At 60.1% G+C, this 17,806-nt stretch carries 17 protein-coding genes; 12 read left to right on the forward strand and 5 right to left on the reverse strand.

Annotated features, from left to right (window positions below):
• Positions 1-46 precede the first annotated feature (46 nt).
• Positions 47-805, reverse strand: coding sequence for a GntR family transcriptional regulator (locus FJU30_RS09770; RefSeq protein ID WP_150434786.1), 759 nt, complete (start codon positions 803-805; stop codon positions 47-49).
• A 133-nt stretch (positions 806-938) separates the two neighbouring features.
• On the opposite strand from FJU30_RS09770, the gene FJU30_RS09775 reads away from it, so the two are divergent.
• The 4 genes from FJU30_RS09775 to FJU30_RS09790 are packed head-to-tail and all read left to right on the forward strand — an operon-like array spanning position 939 to position 5,888.
• Complete coding sequence (locus tag FJU30_RS09775; RefSeq protein ID WP_150434787.1) at positions 939-1,754, forward strand: ABC transporter ATP-binding protein; 816 nt, start codon at positions 939-941, stop codon at positions 1,752-1,754.
• A 35-nt stretch (positions 1,755-1,789) separates the two neighbouring features.
• The gene (locus FJU30_RS09780) at positions 1,790-2,752 is read left to right on the forward strand and encodes an ABC transporter substrate-binding protein (RefSeq protein WP_223881551.1); all 963 of its coding nucleotides are present in this window, start codon (positions 1,790-1,792) and stop codon (positions 2,750-2,752) included.
• Complete coding sequence (locus FJU30_RS09785) at positions 2,749-3,498, forward strand: ABC transporter permease (RefSeq protein ID WP_150434789.1); 750 nt, start codon at positions 2,749-2,751, stop codon at positions 3,496-3,498. Before FJU30_RS09780 ends, FJU30_RS09785 begins: the two co-directional genes overlap by 4 nt.
• A 23-nt stretch (positions 3,499-3,521) precedes the next feature.
• Complete coding sequence (locus tag FJU30_RS09790) at positions 3,522-5,888, forward strand: hypothetical protein (RefSeq protein WP_223881552.1); 2,367 nt, start codon at positions 3,522-3,524, stop codon at positions 5,886-5,888.
• Positions 5,889-6,129: 241 nt separating this feature from the next.
• On the opposite strand, the gene FJU30_RS09795 is transcribed toward FJU30_RS09790, so the two are convergent.
• The 3 genes from FJU30_RS09795 to FJU30_RS09805 all read right to left on the reverse strand — a co-directional run bounded on the left by FJU30_RS09795 (position 6,130) and on the right by FJU30_RS09805 (position 8,767).
• Positions 6,130-6,384, reverse strand: a complete 255-nt coding sequence (locus FJU30_RS09795; RefSeq protein ID WP_223881553.1) for a hypothetical protein — start codon at positions 6,382-6,384, stop codon at positions 6,130-6,132.
• Between the two features lie 323 nt (positions 6,385-6,707).
• Positions 6,708-8,123 carry an alkaline phosphatase gene (gene phoA, locus FJU30_RS09800; protein ID WP_150434790.1) on the reverse strand — a complete coding sequence of 472 codons (1,416 nt, stop codon included), beginning with the start codon at positions 8,121-8,123 and terminating at the stop codon, positions 6,708-6,710.
• A 146-nt stretch (positions 8,124-8,269) separates the two neighbouring features.
• Positions 8,270-8,767, reverse strand: a complete 498-nt coding sequence (locus FJU30_RS09805; RefSeq protein WP_150434791.1) for a hypothetical protein — start codon at positions 8,765-8,767, stop codon at positions 8,270-8,272.
• Between the two features lie 311 nt (positions 8,768-9,078).
• Between FJU30_RS09805 and gpmA the strand changes: the two genes are divergently transcribed.
• Positions 9,079-9,798 carry a 2,3-diphosphoglycerate-dependent phosphoglycerate mutase gene (gpmA, locus tag FJU30_RS09810; RefSeq protein WP_150434792.1) on the forward strand — a complete coding sequence of 240 codons (720 nt, stop codon included), beginning with the start codon at positions 9,079-9,081 and terminating at the stop codon, positions 9,796-9,798.
• Positions 9,799-9,977: 179 nt separating this feature from the next.
• Here the strand turns inward: gpmA and FJU30_RS09815 are convergent, their stop codons facing one another.
• Positions 9,978-11,381 (reverse strand): aminotransferase-like domain-containing protein, encoded by a 1,404-nt coding sequence (locus tag FJU30_RS09815; RefSeq protein ID WP_150434793.1) that lies wholly within the window; start codon positions 11,379-11,381, stop codon positions 9,978-9,980.
• Between the two features lie 528 nt (positions 11,382-11,909).
• On the opposite strand from FJU30_RS09815, the gene FJU30_RS09820 reads away from it, so the two are divergent.
• Genes FJU30_RS09820 through FJU30_RS09850 form a run of 7 tightly spaced genes read left to right on the forward strand, consistent with a single transcriptional unit; the run spans position 11,910 to position 17,710 of the window.
• Entirely contained in the window at positions 11,910-12,392 is a 483-nt protein-coding gene (locus FJU30_RS09820) for an MSMEG_0572/Sll0783 family nitrogen starvation response protein (RefSeq protein WP_150434794.1), read from the forward strand.
• 13 nt (positions 12,393-12,405) lie between these two features.
• The gene (locus tag FJU30_RS09825; protein WP_150434795.1) at positions 12,406-13,413 is read left to right on the forward strand and encodes a Nit6803 family nitrilase; all 1,008 of its coding nucleotides are present in this window, start codon (positions 12,406-12,408) and stop codon (positions 13,411-13,413) included.
• Complete coding sequence (locus tag FJU30_RS09830; RefSeq protein ID WP_150435020.1) at positions 13,373-14,572, forward strand: MSMEG_0568 family radical SAM protein; 1,200 nt, start codon at positions 13,373-13,375, stop codon at positions 14,570-14,572. The genes FJU30_RS09825 and FJU30_RS09830 overlap by 41 nt, the downstream gene beginning before the upstream one ends.
• 12 nt (positions 14,573-14,584) lie before the next feature.
• The gene (locus FJU30_RS09835; protein ID WP_150434796.1) at positions 14,585-15,145 is read left to right on the forward strand and encodes an MSMEG_0567/Sll0786 family nitrogen starvation N-acetyltransferase; all 561 of its coding nucleotides are present in this window, start codon (positions 14,585-14,587) and stop codon (positions 15,143-15,145) included.
• Positions 15,145-16,107, forward strand: coding sequence for a sll0787 family AIR synthase-like protein (locus FJU30_RS09840; RefSeq protein ID WP_150434797.1), 963 nt, complete (start codon positions 15,145-15,147; stop codon positions 16,105-16,107). The genes FJU30_RS09835 and FJU30_RS09840 overlap by 1 nt, the downstream gene beginning before the upstream one ends.
• Positions 16,108-16,124: 17 nt before the next feature.
• Positions 16,125-16,415: an MSMEG_0570 family nitrogen starvation response protein gene (locus FJU30_RS09845; RefSeq protein WP_150434798.1), complete on the forward strand. Its 291-nt coding sequence runs from the start codon at positions 16,125-16,127 to the stop codon at positions 16,413-16,415.
• A gap of 17 nt (positions 16,416-16,432) precedes the next feature.
• Positions 16,433-17,710: an MSMEG_0569 family flavin-dependent oxidoreductase gene (locus FJU30_RS09850; RefSeq protein ID WP_150434799.1), complete on the forward strand. Its 1,278-nt coding sequence runs from the start codon at positions 16,433-16,435 to the stop codon at positions 17,708-17,710.
• Positions 17,711-17,806 lie beyond the last annotated feature (96 nt).

Here is a 17,806-nt window from a genome sequence, read left to right on the forward strand (position 1 = left end):
GAGCGCGGCGGTTTTTTTCGCCGCGGCGTTATCGGACTATCGTCATTCAGCCGCCGCGTGGGCCATCTTTCGCAATAACCGCGCCGCTCTCGCTATTGCTTAATGTGAACTCATAACGTTCCGGCCGGATATAAAACAGCGAATGCTCCGCGCAGCGCGTATCGGCAAACCACGATGTCCGCTCAAGCAGAAACAGGGGCGCGCCGGTGGCGACGGCCAGCGTATTGGCCAGGGTTTTATCGGCATAATGCAGACGGATGGCGATATCGGCCCGGGTGATGTTCTGCCCGGCGCTCTGCTCCAGCAACGCCCAGGTGGGGCGGACTTCAATTTCTTGCCAACTGAGCGTTGGGCTGAATATCGAAAAATAGCTGCGTCCCAGCGCAATGGGTTCGTCATCCACGAGGTGCAGCCGCTCGATGAAGGTCAGCGTCGGCGTTGCGTGGAAAAAGCGCTGCAGGCGCTCAGAGGTCGGCTGATTGTTTTTGCTCAACAGGCGCATGCTGGCATTCAGCCCCTGCTGGCGCAACGATTCATGAAAACTGCGCATAATATTGATGCCGTGCGCCACCTTCTTGCCTGAGACATAAGAACCTTTTCCCTGTTTGCGTTCAATCAGCCCTTGTTCCGTCAGGTGCCTGAGCGCCAGCCGGACGGTTACCCGGCTGACGGCGAACCGTTTTTCAAGTTCGGATTCCGACGGCAATTTACCGCTGGGGTTGTAGCGGCCGTCGTTGATCTCCTGTCGCAGCGTGTCGGCGATCTGTTGATACAGCGATGTCATATTTTCCCGAACCAATTCCATTGCTTACCTCGTCTTTCTGCGCGTCTATTCCGTCTGGTTCTAAATTAGCGTAAAGCGATCTTAGGTCAACTTGTATTAATACGTATTATATCAGGTACCGCTATAAATCAAAGCGAAGAGGACCGCTCTGCCGATGACTATTTCAATGCCCGCCGCGCTGGCGGTCAACAATATCACTTTCCGCTATCCGGGCGGCGCGCCGGTATTTCGCGAGTTTACTTTCCAGGCGCGGGAAGGGGAATTCGTGGTGCTGTTGGGGCCGTCGGGCTGCGGTAAAAGCACGCTGCTCAACCTGCTGGCCGGATTCACCACGGCGGAAAGCGGCAGCATCCATGTGCGGGGCGAACCGGTTCGGCCGGAGAATGCCGCGCTTGGCTATGTTTTTCAACAACCGCAGCTGTTTGGCTGGCTGACGGCGCTGGAAAATGTGCGTTTTGGCTTGCGTATGCGTAAGCGGGGTGACCGGCAGACGCAGCGTGAAATCGCCCGGCGCTATCTGGCGCTGGTCGGTCTGGCGCACGCCGTCGATCTGCTGCCGAATCAGATGTCCGGCGGCATGCAGCAGCGCGTGGCGCTGGCGCGCGCGTTGGCCCTCGAACCGCAGGTCTTACTGATGGATGAGCCATTTGCCGCGCTGGACGCGATTACGCGCAGCGACATGAATGAAGAGACGTTACGGCTATGGTCGGCGCTGGGGCAAACCACGGTATTCATCACGCATGATATCGAAGAGGCCGTCTTTCTGGCCGATCGGGTGGTGGTGCTGAATCTGGCGCCAGGCGGGGTGCACAGCGAGCTGGCCATTGACCTGCCGCGGCCGCGCAGCAACGTCGTTACCCGCCAGCTGCCCGACTTTCTTGACTACCGAACTGAATTATTACGCCGCATCGCCGGGGTGATGCAGGTTTGCCAACCCACCAGAAACATAAGTGACGGACAATTATGCTGAAACGTTATTGTGCTGTGCTGATATCAGGAATGTTAATGACCAGCTCCGCCTGGTCGGCCGCGAATACCCCGCTACGTATCGGCTGGGTGTTCGCCATGGCCAATGCGCCGGCGCTGATTGCGGAAAAACAGGGGTTCTACCAACAGGAAGGGCTGAATGTTGAATTAAAAGCGTTCGGCGACGGACCGGTGATTCAGCAGGCGCTCGCCGCGCATGAGCTGGATGCCGCCTATATCGGCGCGCCGCCGGTTTATCAGTGGTTTGCCCGCGGGTTGAAGGGGCAGATTATCGCCGGGGTCAACACCGGTCAGGCGGCACTGATCGTCGGCGAGAAAAGTCCGATCGCCAGTCTGGCGGATCTACGCGGCAAGCGCATTGCCGGCGTGAATAAGGGCAGCGGCATGGATGTCTTGCTGCGCGGATTGGTGCTGCGGCAGCATGCCGGGCTGGAAGCGGATAAAGATCTCAGCGTGGTGTCGATGCCGGCGGGCAATATGCAGGCGGCTTTACGTCAGGGCGTGGTTGATGCGGCCTTTACCTGGGAACCCTTTGTCAGCGAGGCGCTGTTGCGCGGCGAAGCGAAGCTGCTGTTCGATGTCAACCAGGCGCAGCCGGACTATCCGTGGTATGTGGTTATGGCGCTGCCGGAAACGCTGAAAGATCGGCCGGACGATGTGGTAAAGCTGCTGAAGGCGCATAAAAAAGCGGTGGATTTTCTCAATCAGCAGCCGGAGAAGGCGAACGAAATTATCGCCGCCGCGTTCAAACTGCAGGCGATTGAAACGGCGCAGGGCCACAGGATCGCGCCGGCGGCGATCGTCGATGAAGCGCGAAAACGCATTCGCTGGTCGGCGACAATCACGCCCGCCGCGTTGACGTTTATTCAGCGTCTGATGAATGACTCGCTGGCGCTGGGCTACCTGCAGAAACCGATGAAGGCGCAGGACGTGGTCGATCCGCAGTGGCTGCAGAAAGCGGGCATTCAGGATACGCCATGAAGAGATTAACACCTTCCTGGAGCTGGGCCTCTCTGCCGTTCCTGCTGATTGTCTGGATTCTGATCGCCAGTCGTTTTCCCAGCTATGTGCTGCCGCAACCGTGGGAGGTGTGGCGCGAAGCGCTGCGCTGGATGGCGGACGGATCGCTATGGCCGCAGCTGCGGGCCAGTCTGCTGGAGGAGTTTGCCGGCTTTCTGCTGGCGGTCGTGCTGGCGCTGGCGCTGGGCGTCGGCGCCGGCCTGTCCGATCGTTTTCGCGATTTTATTTCGCCGCTCAACAGTCTATTCATGGCCATTCCGCCGATTGCCTGGGCGCCGCTGATGCTGCTGATTTTCGGCCTCGGATACCTCTCGATCATCGTGGTGATTGTCATCGCCGCGCTCTTTCCCATGTGCGTCACGATCCAGGAAGGCATCCGCAGTATCCGCGGAGGGGAAGTGCGCGCGGCGCGCACGCTGGGCGCAAATATGCGTCAGCTGCTGCTGCATGTCTATTTGCCCAGCTCCTTGCCCTTTATCACCGCCGCGTTGCGCATCGGCTTCAGCCAGGCCTGGCGTGCGCTGGTGGCCGCCGAAATGCTCGGCGCCTCGCAGGGGATCGGCTGGATGGTGGCGATGGGCGGACAAATCGGCAATAGCAGCCAGGTTCTGCTCGGCATTTGTTTGATCGGCCTGATTGCCTGGCTGATGGAAAATCTGGTGTTTCGCCGCATCGAACAACGCTACCAAAGCTGGCGTGTCTGTTAATTTACTTTTCTACGGGGTTGATTGTGAGCCAATTTGATATCCGGGACGCGGGCGATTACATCGCGCCGCAGGGGCTGTATCAACAGAACAAAGCGCGTCCTTTTCTGGGCGATATACGCTGCTCTCATCGGCAGGTAACCGCCGGCGCATGGGAGGAGATCCAACTGGTTTATACCGTCGGCGCCAGCGGGCTGGCGGACGGCGCCTGGATCAAGCTGGCGTTTAAGTTTTATTCCGACTGGGCGCTATTTCAGACTTCCGAACCGACAGCGGCCAATTTTATCAGCGCCGAATATCAGGCCGGTCCGCTGGTGCCGGGTCAGAGCCCGGCGACCGTGCAGCATCTGGCGGTGCGTTTCGACCAGAAGGGGCACGAAAGACCTTTTCAGAAGGCCATTTTGATCGACATTGTTGACGGCTACCTTAATCCGGGCGATCGGATCATTATCCGGCTGGGCGATCGCCGTCATGGCGGTGGCGGTACGCGCGTACAGAGTTTTGTGGAGAAGGATTTTCGCTTTCGCCTGTTTGTCGATCCGCTCGGCAGCTCAAAGTTCGCCGAGGTGCCGGGCGACGTGCTGCTGGATATTGTACCGGGGGCGCCCTATAAACTGTCGGTGATTGCGCCGCGTCTGCTGCCGGCGGGGACGTCATTTGATGCCATCGTCCGGCTGGACGATGTGTGGGGCAATACCTGCCGCGACCTGCCGCTAAGCGGTCGACTAACATTCACCCCTCAACGCGGCGTCCCGCAGGCGGCGCCATTTACCCTGGCGCAGCAAGGCTGGGCGGTTGCTCGTCTGAGCGGCGTGCAGTTGACCGCTCCGGGCGAATGGCGGCTGGAGGCGGCGCTGGCGGATTATCCGCAGGCGGCTGGCCGGAGTCATATTCGCATCGATGATTCGCCAAACGCGCGGCGCCCGCTGTATGCCGATTTGCACGTCCATTCCGATGATACCGTCGGCACCAATGATACGCTGTATAACCTGAGCTACGGGCGGGATGTCGCCGGGCTGGATGTGCTTGGCTATACCGCCAACGACTTTAACATTACCGAAGCGCGCTGGAACAGCGCGGTGGCGCTGATTAATCAACTCAATCGGCCGGGCGTTTTCGTCTGCTATGCGGGAACGGAGTGGTGCGGCAATACCTGTGCTGGCGGCGACCACAACGTCGTGTTTCTGAGCGACGACGCCCCGCAGTTTCCTTTCGATCGCCAGGGACGGCTGGTGCGTTCGTTTGAGTGGAATGAGTTTACGGCCGGCACCATTAAGCCGGGAGCCTGGCCGCTGGATGAACTGTATGCCGCTTATGCGCGCGAACCGCACAAACACCTGCTGATCCCCCATATCGGCGGACGGCGCTGTAATCTCGACTGGCACCACCCGGAGCTGGAGCGTCTAATCGAAGTCAGTTCCGCCTGGGGGCAGTTCCATTGGGTATATGCGGAAGCGCTTGAACGCGGCTATCGACTGGGCGCGTCGGCCAACAGCGACGAACACCAGGGCCGTTGCGGCGGCGGCGTGCCGGCGACGGCGGTGTTCGGTTCACGCGGCGGCCTGACCGGCGTGCTGGCGCGGCGTTTCGATCGGGCCGGCGTGGCTGAGGCGCTGCGGGCGCGCCATACCTTTGCCACCACCGGCGAACGCAGCTATGCCGAGTTGCGTTACGGCGACGCGCTAATGGGCGATGTGGCGCCCTGGGATGTCGCCGTTCCGCTCAGCTACCGCCTGTTGGGCGACGCCGGCTGGGAATCGCTTACGCTGTATGACGGCGCCAGCGCGCTATGGTCGCGCGATCTGCATCAGGAGCTGGGGCGTTCGGCGCGCCATGTCCGCGTGCGGCTGGGCGGCGCGCGCATCCGGGATCGTTATCGCGGCGCCTGCTGGCGGGGAACCATTGACATCACCGGAACGCCGATTAACCATTTCGCGCTGGTCGGCGCCGATCACCCGGAGCAAACGGTGTGGCGTGCCGGTCACACGCAAATAGCGCTGCGCACCGATACCAACGGCGACAGCGACTGTATAGAAATCGGCGTGGGCGCGCTGCGGGATGCTGCGCTGCATATACGCCTGACTATCGACGGCTATGTCAAAGTGGGCGACGCGCGAACTCCGCAGCCGCACGCGTTCGCGCCAACGTTTGAAACCGAGGTCAAGGGGGCCGATCTGCTGGCGCGGGGCAAAATCGGTTTTTCTCTGGCCGGAGTTGAACTGGAGGTGGAGATTGAAGCCATCACCGCAGCGGCGTTGCCGATCGAGGTGGCGGGGGAAATCGAGCTGAGCCGTTTAACGATGGCCGATAAAAAGGAGCACGCGCTGTTCCTGAGCGCCCGGCAGAAGGATCAATCGCGCGTCTGGACGTCGGCGCTGTTCCTGACCCGTTGATGATCCGATACCTGCGGCGCGATCCGAACGCGGCGCGGAACAATCCGCCACGGGGGCAGGCCGCGTCTCCGGCCACCGCATGGCGCGGTTCACAAGGTTAACTCATCGGTAAAGGGCCAGCGCGTTGTGTTGTATAACCCGACAACGCGCTGGCCTGCGGCGTGAATGATGAGGGCGGAGTCAGTAATATGGCGGGATAAGCGTACGTCGGTATTAAAAACGTCCGCAGGTTTATGAATGGTTAATCGTTAGGAGGAATAACGGCTTTCTTTATCGACAGAATAAAATGGTTCTCTTTCTTGACTATTTTTCCGCCTCGTTCACCAATATCCATAGCGAGATTGAAAAATTCATCGCTATTAATATCAAACGCCAGTTTTATTTTTCTTACTATCCCGGCGGCAATAAGTTCTTTAGCTTCTTTAAATGAATGCGCATCGACCAGTGGCATATCTATACATCCCTCATAAATAACTGGCGTTATAATATCTTTCATTTATGTCATTATCATGACAGTAAGGTGACAGCCGGACAACGTGCGGTCGCGGGGTGTTTTTACGCCGAATGGCGCGTCGCGGCCCGGTTATTCGCGCTTCAGGCAGTAAAAAAGGGTTATTTAACAGATGGCTGATTAGGTAAAATTGCGCAGACCGAATAAGCGTCCGTCGGAGGAACTGATTGGTTAAATCTATCGTGTGGCGGGAAATTGCGCGGCGACGGCGGAAGACGAGCGGTAAAATAAATCGCCCCGACGGCGCGGGGCGGAAAATATTTCGGCCGGCGGCAGGGGGATGAACCGCCGGCCGGCGAACGTTGCGCTTATTTCACGCCCATGGCGGCGCGCATGGTGTAGAACAGATCGGTCTGATCCGTCAGCCCCACCACATTGGCCGCGTGCGGGCCGTAGGCGGCGATACGCAGTTGCGTGCCGGTATGTTCCTGAGATTCCCCTTCGGCGTTGCCGTAGCTGATGGCCATGATCGCGCCGTCTTTGGTGGTCAGCGCCTGAGTCAGACCCGGCGCTTTACTGTCGGCGGCGATAATCTGGCTGGAATGCGCGTGGTCGGCGGTGACCACCACCAGGGTGTTGCCGTCTTTACGCGCGAAGTCGAGCGCTTTTTGCACCGCCTCGTCCAGATCTACGGTTTCGCCAATCTGGCCGCAAGGGTTGGCGGCATGATCCTGTTTATCAATCGACGCGCCTTCCACCTGCAGGAAGAAACCTTTCTCGTTCTTATCCAGCAGAGCGATGGCTTTTTCCGTCATCTGCGCCAGCGTCGGCACGCTGGCGTCGCGTTTCGGGTTGGGGGTACAGGTGACGGCGGGGTTGTCGATATTGCCGTGATAGCTGGCTTTCGGCCCCTGCCAGCGTACCGGCATATTGCCGTCGGCGAACAGGCCCAGCAGCGGTTTCTTCTGGTTCGCTTCGCTAATCGCGTTTAAGCCGGTCAGATTATCGATCAGCTGGTAGCCGCGCAGATCGGCCTGCTCACGCAGGGTTTTTCCCTGCCATTGGCCGGCTTTGGCGATTTCCGTAAAGGTTTTGGCGCCGCCGCCTAACGTGACGTCGGCGCGGGCATTCAGCAACTGTTCGGCAATCGAGCCTTTGCCGCCTTTTTCCAGCGCGTTGTCGGCGCATTTTTCGCTGGTGACCGTCGGTCCGTAGCATTTACGCGAGGTGACGTGCGAAATCAGCGCCGCCGGCGTGGCGTCCTGAATTTCGGCGGTCGAGACGTTGCCGGTGGCTTTGCCCGCGGCTTTGGCCAGTTCCAGAATGGAGACGTGATCCTTACCGTTTACGTCCACGCCCAGCGCGCCGTTATACGTTTTGACCCCGGTGCTCCAGGCGGTGGCGGAGGCGGCCGAATCGGTAACGTAATTCGGCTTATGCGTTTTTTTATCGAGAGAGTAGTGGGTGTACTGACCGGTTAACGGCAGCGCGTCGATGCCCCTGAAGAAGCCGCCGGCCCCTTCGGCGTAATTACGCGCGGCGGTGATTTCTGAATCGCCCATGCCGTCGCCAATCAGCAGAATCACATTTTTCGCGGTTTTATTGTTTAACGACGCCCGCAGGGCTTCGGTCTGGTCACCGCTCAGGCGCTGCGCGCCGCCAGGCTGTGTAATATCGCCCCGCGCCGTTCTTTGTTCCAGAACGGGATAGCTGGTGTTCGCCTGAGCCAGACAACCGGCCAGCATCAACGGCAGCAGGGTGACGTACAACATGCTCTGTTTCAATTTCTTCTCTCCTGATTATTCTCATTATTTCTGTAAAAGCGCTGCGATTATGCAAAGGCTATATTTCATTAATATTACAGTTCGCGCCGGGCTGCGCGCCGTTGCCGCCCGCGCCGCGGCGCTTCCCGGTCGCCCGCAGTAAAGGGTTAAGTTGCCGGGATGTGATATTGAGTGGGGAGTGTTGTTGATGAATTGAGCGGGCCGCCAGCCATCGTTTCGATGTCTGTTATTGGCTGTAGCGCGCGTCTGTCGCCCGGCGACGCCGCGACCCCGCGTCGCCGGAACGGCGGCCCGTTAATATCCTGATAAGGTCCACGATGATGAGTAAGACAACATCGCCGACGGCGGAACAGTCCGGCGGGCAGAGTGGTGTGCGTCAGTCCCGGCGACGGAGCGTAGCAAACGCTGATGATAATCAGAATATTGAGCGTGCCGCGCGGCGTCAGGGTATGCTGCGCCGCCCGACAGCGCATCTTTTCGCAAAAGATGCGCCCGCCGGTTATCTGCAGATCCTGCAGATAACCGGCAAACACGCCGGGGGTTAACTGGTTGTAATGCTGCGGCCACAGGCTTAACGCTTCGGAATGGGTCAGGATGTCGTCAAAAAACAGAGTTTTCAGGTGAATGCTATCTCCGGACGTCATCGATCTTCGCAGCGCGAAAGCAAACAGAAATCATGCCAATGCCGACTGCGCCGGCAGGCGCAACGCAGCGCGGGCGGCGGCGTCGAACAGGCGCGCGTCGTGCACGCGCAGGGCGTAATGGCCGCTCGTCCGCGATCCGGCGGGGCGGCGCTCAGCGTCGGGCGGGATAAATAGGGCGCCGACATTGTGTATCGGCGAAATAACTCATATCTTGACAGCAGACGCTGTCGGAAAAACCAAAAACATAAACCCGGATATGAGCGATAAAGAATTGTTATTTTTTATAATTTTATGTTTTTTAAGGAAAGCTAATGGCCGTTTTTAAATTGGTATTGCTCAGGCATGGCGAGAGCCTGTGGAATGATGAAAACAGATTTACCGGTTGGGTGGACGTTCCCCTGACCGACAAGGGACGGCAGGAGGCCCGACGGGCGGCCGCGTTGCTGCGGGAAAACGGTCTTGAGTTCGATGCGGCCTGCACCTCAGTGTTAACCCGCGCCATCCATACCTTGTGGATCGTACTGGACGAACTGCAACTGCAGTGGCTGCCGGAGGAGAAAAACTGGCGCCTCAACGAGCGTCATTACGGCGCGCTGCAGGGTCTGAACAAGGCGGAAACCGCCGAGCGGATGGGGCAGGCGCTGGTGCAGACATGGCGTAAAAGCTATGACGTACCGCCGCCGGCCATTCACTCTACGGCGGATCCATTCTCGGGCTATGACGCGCGCTACGCCGGTCTGGCGGCCGGAGAATTCCCGGGCGGGGAGAGCCTGAAAATGACCGCCGAGCGGCTGTTGTCCTACTGGCAGCAGTCGCTGGTGCCCCGCATTCGTCGCGGCGAGCGTCTGCTGGTGATTGCGCACCGCAACTCGATTCGGGCGCTGGTCAGGCATCTGAGCCATCTTTCCGATCAGGAGGTGATGGACGTGCAAATCCCGACGGGCATCCCGCTGGTGTATGAATTTGATGAAAATATGGCGGTGGAAAGACGCTATTTCCTTGATAAGGACGTCAGTCTGATCGCGCATTAAGCGACTGCGGCGGTCCGGCATGGCGCCGGGTCGCCGCCAAACATTTATTCGGCTCATTCCTGCGGGCCGCGTTTGCGTTGCTCAAATTGTCCCCGGTCCCCCATTTATCGTTCGCTTGCCGCCTGATGACGCGCCCATAAGGGCGTTATTCCAAATGATACAGGCGCATATCCCCGCCCTTATAGCGCGCCGCTGGTAAAATGCTCCGGGTATTCCATCAGATCGGCGACGATAGTCAGATTATCCTCACACAACTGACGGTTCAGCGCGCCGCCGAGGCACAGGCGCAGCGCGGCCGGCGGGTTATTATCGGTGCTGAAAGCCGCGCTGGATACGGCGCTGACTCCCTGCTCGCGCAGCCTGATCGCCACATCGGACGGATTCCAGTGCAGCTGTTTGGGCAGATGCAGCCACAAATGAAAGCCGTCGCAATCCGCCTGATAGTGGAACTTATGCAGGTGTCTGGCCGCCAGCTGTTGCCGCAGGCGAGCCTCCTGGCGGATGGCGCTCAGCACGTTGTCGGCGGTGCCGTCGCCGATCCACTGGGTCGCCAGCGCATTGGTGATCGGGCTGGACATCACGGTCAGCGCCCGCAGCGCGCCGGCCAACAGCTGGGTGGATCGTCGGCCCGGTCCCTTGACATAGGCGATGCGCAGGCCGGCGCCAAAGCATTTTGATAACCCGGTGATATGCCAGGTCAGCTCCGGCGCCAGTTCGGCGAAAGGGGCGACGCCGCGTTCCGGCAGGGCTGAATAAGCGTCGTCTTCAATAATCGGCACGCTGTAGCGCAGCGCGATATCGGCCAGCGACTCGCGGCGGCGCAGCGGCACGGTAATGGTGGTGGGGTTATTGATCGTCGGGTTGAGGTACAGCGCGCTGATTTGGCCGGTCTGACATTGATTTTCGAAGGCGCGCGGCAGCGGGCCGTCGCCGTCGCATTCCAGCGCCCGCAGCGTGATATTCAACTGACTGGCGATGGCCTTCAGACCGGGATAAATCAGACTGCCCACGCAGATCTCGCCGCCTTTACGCCCCAGCAGGGTGACCAGCGCCACCAGCACGCTGTGGATCCCCGGGCAGACCAGCACTTCATCCAGTTCCAGTTTCGGCAGCCGCTTACCCAGCCAGATCATCGCCGCTTCCTTATCGCTTAGCGTGCCGCCAAAGTCCTGATAGCGCAGCAGACTGTAGATCTCTTTGTGGGCGAACAGATTGAGCGCGCCCTGACGAATGGCCTCCGCCACGTCGGGCGCTGCCGGCTCAATCGGCGAATTCATGGTCATATCGTAACTGCTGCCGCTGCTTAGCGGAATGGCGGGCACCTTGCCGCGAATAAAACTGCCCATGCCCGGCCGCGAATCGATCAGGCCGCGTTTACGGGCTTCGGCATAGCCGCGCGTCACCGTGGTGTAGTTGAGCGACAGGACGACGGCCAGCTCACGCAGCGGCGGCAGGCGGTCGCGCGCCTGAAACTCGCCGTTGTTGACGCCGTCGGCGATCAAATCGGCGATCAGCAGGTAGGCCGGCCGCTGCGTTTGCTGGCGCAAACAGCTGGCCCAGCGTTCGTAAATGCGATCAATCATGGCGTGACACTCTCCTGGTTTCGCTGCGCTGATTTTGCTGCGCTTTTGTTATTGTCGCGCTTCCGTCATTTTCAGCCTTTGGGCTGGCCGTCGAGCGGGCGTGAATCGCTGGTCGCGCCGTCGGGAAAACCACGCGCGCCGGGTCGCCAGCCTGAAATCAGGACGGCCACTGACGGCATGATGTCACTTTAGGCCAAAAAAAAGACGATAATCAATCATTAAATTATTGATTGCATCATTGATTGCATATTGATTTTTAGTTGTGTGCATTTTTAGTGCATTAAATCATCAAAATAGTGCATGCGAGGCGCGCGGGAATGCGTTTTTGTTTGTTATTTGTGAATAGAGGTGGGTTAAAGTAAATTTTTTTGGTCAGTTATCGGGCTAATGATTTAGCAATGATTGCATCACCGGTTTTTGCGCTGGCACAGGCTTTGCTCTGGCTATGGCGTCACGCTATTTGCGGGATACATCGCAACGGGAAGCGTCAGGCTTCCCATCTGTAACAGAGACAATGCGGAGCACACCATGCCAACAGTGACTTTACCTGCCCATAAAACCGGTGATTTTCTGGTCGACTATGAAGAGAAGGTGTTTGAAGACGTGAAGGCTGAGCCGGGACAGAAAGCCCTGGTGACATTTCACACCGTCGCGTTTGAAGGGTCGATCGGCTTCGTCAATATGCTGCAGGCCACGCGGTTACAGCGTAAAGGCTTTGAGACCTCAATTTTGCTCTACGGTCCGGGGGTGACGCTGGGCGTACAGCGCGGTTTTCCAACGCTGGGCGCGGAAGCGTTTCCCGGTCACCAGAACTACAACAATCAGCTAACCAAATTTATGGCGGAAGGCGGCAAGGTGTACGCCTGTCGCTTCGCGCTACAGGCGCTGTACGGCCATGGCGAACCGTCGCTGATCGAAGGCATTCGCCCAATCAATCCGCTGGACGTACTGGATCTCAAGCTGCTGCATATGCGCGATAACGCGCTGATTATCGACACCTGGACGATGTAAGCGGAGGCGCAGGATGGCTCAGTCACGTACGGTTCGTGCGGCGGCGGTTCAGATTGCGCCAGATCTCCACGAGGCCGGCAAAACGCTGGCCCGGGTTCTGGACGCCATTGATGAAGCCGCGGCCAAAGGGGCGGAGATTGTGGTTTTTCCGGAAACCTTCGTTCCCTACTATCCCTATTTCTCTTTTATTACCCCGGCGATGACGGCGGGCGCCGCTCATCTGCGGCTGTACGACGAGGCGGTGCGCGTACCCGGCCCCGTCACCCAGGCGGTGGCGGAACGCGCCCGGCGGCGGGAAATTGTCGTGGTGCTGGGCGTCAATGAGCGGGATGGCGGCACGCTATACAACACTCAGTTGGTTTTTGACGCCAGCGGCAAGCTGGCGCTAAAGCGGCGCAAAATCACCCCGACTTACCATGAGCGCATGATCTGGGGGCAGGGCGACGGTTCCGGGCTGAAAGTGGTGGATACCGCCGTCGGGCGCGTCGGGGCGCTGGCCTGTTGGGAACATTACAACCCGCTGGCGCGCTACAGCCTGATGACCCAGCATGAAGAGATTCACTGCAGCCAGTTCCCCGGCTCGCTGGTGGGGCCGATTTTCGCCGAGCAGATGGATGTCACCATTCGTCATCACGCGCTGGAGTCCGGTTGTTTTGTGATTAACGCCACCGGTTGGCTTAGCGATGCGCAGATTGAAGCGCTCACGCCCGATCCGGCGCTGCAGAAAGGACTGCGCGGCGGTTGCAACACCGCCATTATTTCCCCCGAAGGGCGGCACCTCGTACCGCCGTTGACCGAAGGCGAAGGCATTTTGATCGCCGATCTGGAGATGAACCTCATTACCAAACGCAAGCGCATGATGGATTCGGTGGGGCACTACGCCCGACCGGAGCTGCTGAGTCTGCGTCTTGACGATCGCCCGGCGCGTTATGTGGTGCCCGGCTACACCGATTCTGTCCGTGAACGTGAAGGAGATAATGATGACGACCTCCAGCCTGTCCAGACAACAACTGATCACTGAACTGTTGACGCAGGGCGTCAACGTGGTGAACCCGTCGGCGCAGCATGTCAGCCGCCACGGCGGGGCCGGACCGTCGGATCATCAGGCGGTGACCATCGACGACGTCACCGTTATGGTGCCGATCTATACCAGGACGGCGCGCGACTCGGCGTGGCAGGTGCAACACGCCGGGCAGGGGAAAACCACTTTACTGAAAAACAGCATTCCGGTGCGGGATATTACCTTTGCCCGTAAGCCGAAGTTTTACGATTTGCAAACGGAAGATGGCGTGCCGTATTCCCATATCGCCACGCTGCACGGCACCGATGTGCTGGCGACCACGGTGCTGCAAACCTGTATCCGCTATGAAAATCGGCGCAAAGCCTGCCAGTTCTGCGCTATCGGCCAGTCGCTGGCGGCGGGACGCACCATTGCCCGTAAAACGCCGCAGCAGCTGGCCGAAGTCGCTAAAGCCGCGGTGGAGCTGGATGGCGTAAAGCACATGGTGATGACCACCGGCACGCCGTCCGGCAGCGATCGCGGAGCGCGCATCCTGGTGGAAAGCGCGCTGGCGATCAGGGCCGCCGTCGATCTGCCGCTACAGGGGCAGTGCGAACCGCCCGGCGATCCGCGGTGGTTTAACCGCATGAAAGAGGCGGGCATCGATGCGCTGGGTATGCATCTGGAGGCCGTTACGCCTGCGGTGCGCGCCCGTATTATGCCCGGCAAGGCTCAGGTCACGATTGAACAATACCTGATCGCATTCGAACAGGCGGTGGCGGTGTTCGGGCGCGGCCAGGTCAGTACCTACATTCTGGCGGGGATGGGCGATACGCCGGACGCGATTCTGGCGATCTCGGAAAAGTTGATTGCGCTGGGCGTTTATCCGTTCGTGGTGCCGTTTGTGCCGATCAGCGGTACGCCGCTGGAACATCATCCGGCGCCGGACGCGGCGTTTATGGCGTCGATCCTCGAACCGCTCAGCCGTATGCTGCGCAAAGGACAACTGCGCTCGGCGGACATCAAGGCCGGCTGCGGCCGCTGCGGCGCCTGTTCGTCTCTGGCCAGCTACGAAAAAGCCGGCGAGCAGCAAACCGGCCCTGAAGCGCGCGGCGATAAACGTCCGGCGTTTGAAACGCCCAGGTTTGACCTGTCCGCCCTTAAAACGGCCCGCGCCTGAAGGAGAAACGCCATGTCCGGCTACCCCGAATACACCATTAAATGGGTCACGTTGCCCTGGGAGCGCCGCCAGGCTTACGCCCTGCGCCAGCGCGTGTTTTGTCGGGAACAAGGGTTGTTTGAGCAGCACGATCTCGACGATATCGACAATCAGGCCAGGTTGCTGGTGGCGCTGGGAACGCTGGCGGGCTGGCATGAGGAAGTGGTGGGAACGGTGCGTATTCATCAGCCGCGGCCCGGCATCTGGTTTGGCTCCCGGCTGGCGGTGGACGACCGCTTTCGCCGTCAGGGACAGCTCGGCCCGATGTTGATTCGCCTGGCGGTCAGCAGCGCGCGCGCGCTGGGCTGTGAGGCCTTTTATGCTCACGTCCAGCAGCGGAATGAGCCGCTATTCAGGCGGATGCACTGGCACTCGCTGGAGACGGCGACGCTGCGCGGCGCGCCGCATGTCTTTATGCAGGCCGATCTCGCGCATTATCCGCCATGCCACGATCCGCTGAGCGGGATGGTGCTCGGCAGCCGTTTGCCGCGCGTGCCGGCGGAACTGGCGCCGCTGATGATGAGGATCGCCTGATGAAAGGGGATTTACAGGCGCTGCTGGCGGCGGTGCGGCAGTCCGGCGGCATCGCCCATAAGCGCGATATTCAGCTTGTCGCCGATGCGCTGCGCGAAGCCTGGCCGCGGCATGCGCATCCGAACGGCGACGACTGCGCGCAGATCGACACCGCCGGAGGGGTTAGCCTGCTGGCGATGGAGGGCTTTATCAATAGCTTTGTGGCGCAAGACCCGTGGTTTGCCGGCTGGTGCGGCGTGATGGTCAATCTTAGCGATATCGCCGCGATGGGGGGACGCCCGCAGGCCATCGTCAATGCGTTGTGGAGCGCGCGGGACGATCAGGCGCAACAAATTTTACAAGGGATGGCGGCGGCCTCGCGCGCTTATCAGGTTCCGATTGTCGGCGGACATACCAATCTGCGCAGCAATCAGTCGCAGCTGGCGGTGGCGGTGCTCGGCCACGCCCGACGGGTACTGAACAGCTTTGCGGTCAGGCCGGGGTTAACGCTGGTGGTCGCCATTAATTTAGCCGGCCGCTGGCATCCGCCCGGTTTGAACTGGGACGCGGCGACCGATGCCGACCCCGCCGCGCTGCGTCGTGCGCTGGCTATTCTGCCGGCGCTGGCGGAAACGCAGCAGGCGGTGGCGGCCAAAGATATCAGCCAGGCCGGCCTGCTGGGCACGCTGGTCATGATGATGGAAAGCGCGCGGCTGGGCGTCAGTCTCGATCTTAACGCGATCCCCAGACCGGACGAATGCGACTGGCAAGACTGGCTGTGCGCCTTTCCCAGTTTTGGTTTTCTGCTGGCCGTGGAGCCGCAGCGGGTTGACGCGGCAATCGCCCGTTTCGACGAGGCGGGGATTAACGCGGCGGCGGTCGGCGCCTTTGATGACTCGCGGCGTCTGACCGTTTACCGCGATGGTGAACACGCCTGCTTTTGGGACTTAAACACCGCACCATTAACCGGCATGGGCCGGTAACTGAAGGAGAGGTAAATATGCCCGCAATGAACTTTGTCGTGCGCTGGCCGGACGGCAGTAAGGAAACGTGTTATTCCCCCTCCACCGCGATTGAAAGGCATCTGATCGTCAATCATCCCTATACGGTGGAAAGCTTTGTGCGTAGCGCCCGGACCGCCCTGTCTGAGGCCAGCGACCGCGTGGCGGCCAAATTCGGCTATGCCTGTTCCAGCGCGCTGGATCAGTCGCGGGCGATTGAACAGTCTGCGCGCCGGTTCGCCGCCACCGATCCGGTGGTCGTGGAAGAAATTACCGTTATCGGCCCATAAATCAGGTGGAGTTCAGTATGCAGCGTAAATATTTTCCGGTGGTGATTATCGGCGGCGGTCAGGCGGGGCTTGCCATGAGTTATTGTTTGACGCGGCGCGGCATTGAACACGTCATCCTTGAACGGCACCGGCTGGCCTGGGCGTGGCGTGCGCAGCGCTGGGATAATTTCTGCCTGGTGACGCCCAACTGGCAGTGTAAACTGCCGGGCTTTCCCTATGACGGCGCCGACCCTGACGGTTTTATGGTGAAAGAGCAGATTATCGCGTATATCCAGCGCTATGCGGACAGCTTTAACGCGCCGCTGCGCGAGGGCGTCAGCGTCAGTCGCGTCAGCCGGCGCGGCGAGGGGTATCTGCTGACTACCAGCGACGGTAATTACCATGCCGGGCAGGTGGTGGCGGCGGTCGGCAACTATCATCGTCCGCGTTTCCCGTCGATGTCAACGCGCCTGCCGGCGCACATCACTCAGTTGCACTCAGCCCATTACCAGTCTGCGCGCCAGTTGCCGGCGGGCGATGTGTTGGTGGTCGGCTCCGCGCAATCCGGGGCGCAGATTGCTGAGGATTTGCACCTGAGCGGCCGCCGGGTGCATCTGTGCGTCGGCGGCGCGCCGCGCGTGGCGCGTTTTTATCGCGGGCGCGATGTGGTCGCCTGGCTGGAGGACATGGGGCATTACAAACTCACCGTAGACGATCATCCGCTGGGCGAAAAGGCCCGACGTAAAACCAATCACTATGTGACCGGGCGCGACGGCGGGCGGGATATCGATCTGCGCGCTTTTGCGCTACAGGGTATGCAACTTTACGGACGCCTGACGGATTACCGCGACGGACGGCTAATCGTCGCCGACGATCTGGCCCACAACCTTGACGACGCCGATGCCGCCTCGCAGAAAATCAAAGACGGCATTGATGAGTGGATTGCGCAGCAGGGGATTGACGCGCCCGTCGAGCCGCGCTATCAACCGCCGTGGCGGCCGGAGAATCCGCCGACGGCAATCGATCTGAACCGGACCGACATCAGCACTATTATCTGGGCGGTCGGCTTTGATAGCGATTTTAGCTGGATCGAGGCGCCCGCTTTTGATAACCACGGTTATCCGGTGCATACCCGCGGCCGATCAACCGTGCCGGGCCTGTATTTTCTCGGGCTGCCGTGGCTGTGGACCTGGGGGTCGGGGCGTTTCGAGGGGGTGGGCGAGGATGCCGAATATCTCGCCGGCTATATCGCCGGGCGCGCCGCCCTTGTCTCGGCGCCGGATAAGGCGGTGATCCATGATGATGCCCGCGGATAACGCCCCGGCGCCAGACCGGTTTCGCGACGCCTTCTGGCGCCGTCAGACCCGTCTGCCCGACCGGCAGATATCGTTTGAGCGGGTGGATTACGCCCG

Source organism: Affinibrenneria salicis, assembly GCF_008710095.1.

What these genes read in the sequence shown, in the direction of transcription:
- FJU30_RS09770 (WP_150434786.1), bottom strand. Translation starts at nt 805, where the DNA reads ATGGAATTGGTTCGGGAAAATATGACATCGCTGTATCAACAGATCGCC.
- FJU30_RS09775 (WP_150434787.1), top strand. Translation starts at nt 939, where the DNA reads ATGACTATTTCAATGCCCGCCGCGCTGGCGGTCAACAATATCACTTTC.
- FJU30_RS09780 (WP_223881551.1), top strand. Translation starts at nt 1,790, where the DNA reads ATGACCAGCTCCGCCTGGTCGGCCGCGAATACCCCGCTACGTATCGGC.
- FJU30_RS09785 (WP_150434789.1), top strand. Translation starts at nt 2,749, where the DNA reads ATGAAGAGATTAACACCTTCCTGGAGCTGGGCCTCTCTGCCGTTCCTG.
- FJU30_RS09795 (WP_223881553.1), bottom strand. Translation starts at nt 6,384, where the DNA reads ATGAAAGATATTATAACGCCAGTTATTTATGAGGGATGTATAGATATG.
- FJU30_RS09805 (WP_150434791.1), bottom strand. Translation starts at nt 8,767, where the DNA reads ATGACGTCCGGAGATAGCATTCACCTGAAAACTCTGTTTTTTGACGAC.
- gpmA (WP_150434792.1), top strand. Translation starts at nt 9,079, where the DNA reads ATGGCCGTTTTTAAATTGGTATTGCTCAGGCATGGCGAGAGCCTGTGG.
- FJU30_RS09815 (WP_150434793.1), bottom strand. Translation starts at nt 11,381, where the DNA reads ATGATTGATCGCATTTACGAACGCTGGGCCAGCTGTTTGCGCCAGCAA.
- FJU30_RS09820 (WP_150434794.1), top strand. Translation starts at nt 11,910, where the DNA reads ATGCCAACAGTGACTTTACCTGCCCATAAAACCGGTGATTTTCTGGTC.
- FJU30_RS09825 (WP_150434795.1), top strand. Translation starts at nt 12,406, where the DNA reads ATGGCTCAGTCACGTACGGTTCGTGCGGCGGCGGTTCAGATTGCGCCA.
- FJU30_RS09830 (WP_150435020.1), top strand. Translation starts at nt 13,373, where the DNA reads ATGACGACCTCCAGCCTGTCCAGACAACAACTGATCACTGAACTGTTG.
- FJU30_RS09835 (WP_150434796.1), top strand. Translation starts at nt 14,585, where the DNA reads ATGTCCGGCTACCCCGAATACACCATTAAATGGGTCACGTTGCCCTGG.
- FJU30_RS09840 (WP_150434797.1), top strand. Translation starts at nt 15,145, where the DNA reads ATGAAAGGGGATTTACAGGCGCTGCTGGCGGCGGTGCGGCAGTCCGGC.
- FJU30_RS09845 (WP_150434798.1), top strand. Translation starts at nt 16,125, where the DNA reads ATGCCCGCAATGAACTTTGTCGTGCGCTGGCCGGACGGCAGTAAGGAA.
- FJU30_RS09850 (WP_150434799.1), top strand. Translation starts at nt 16,433, where the DNA reads ATGCAGCGTAAATATTTTCCGGTGGTGATTATCGGCGGCGGTCAGGCG.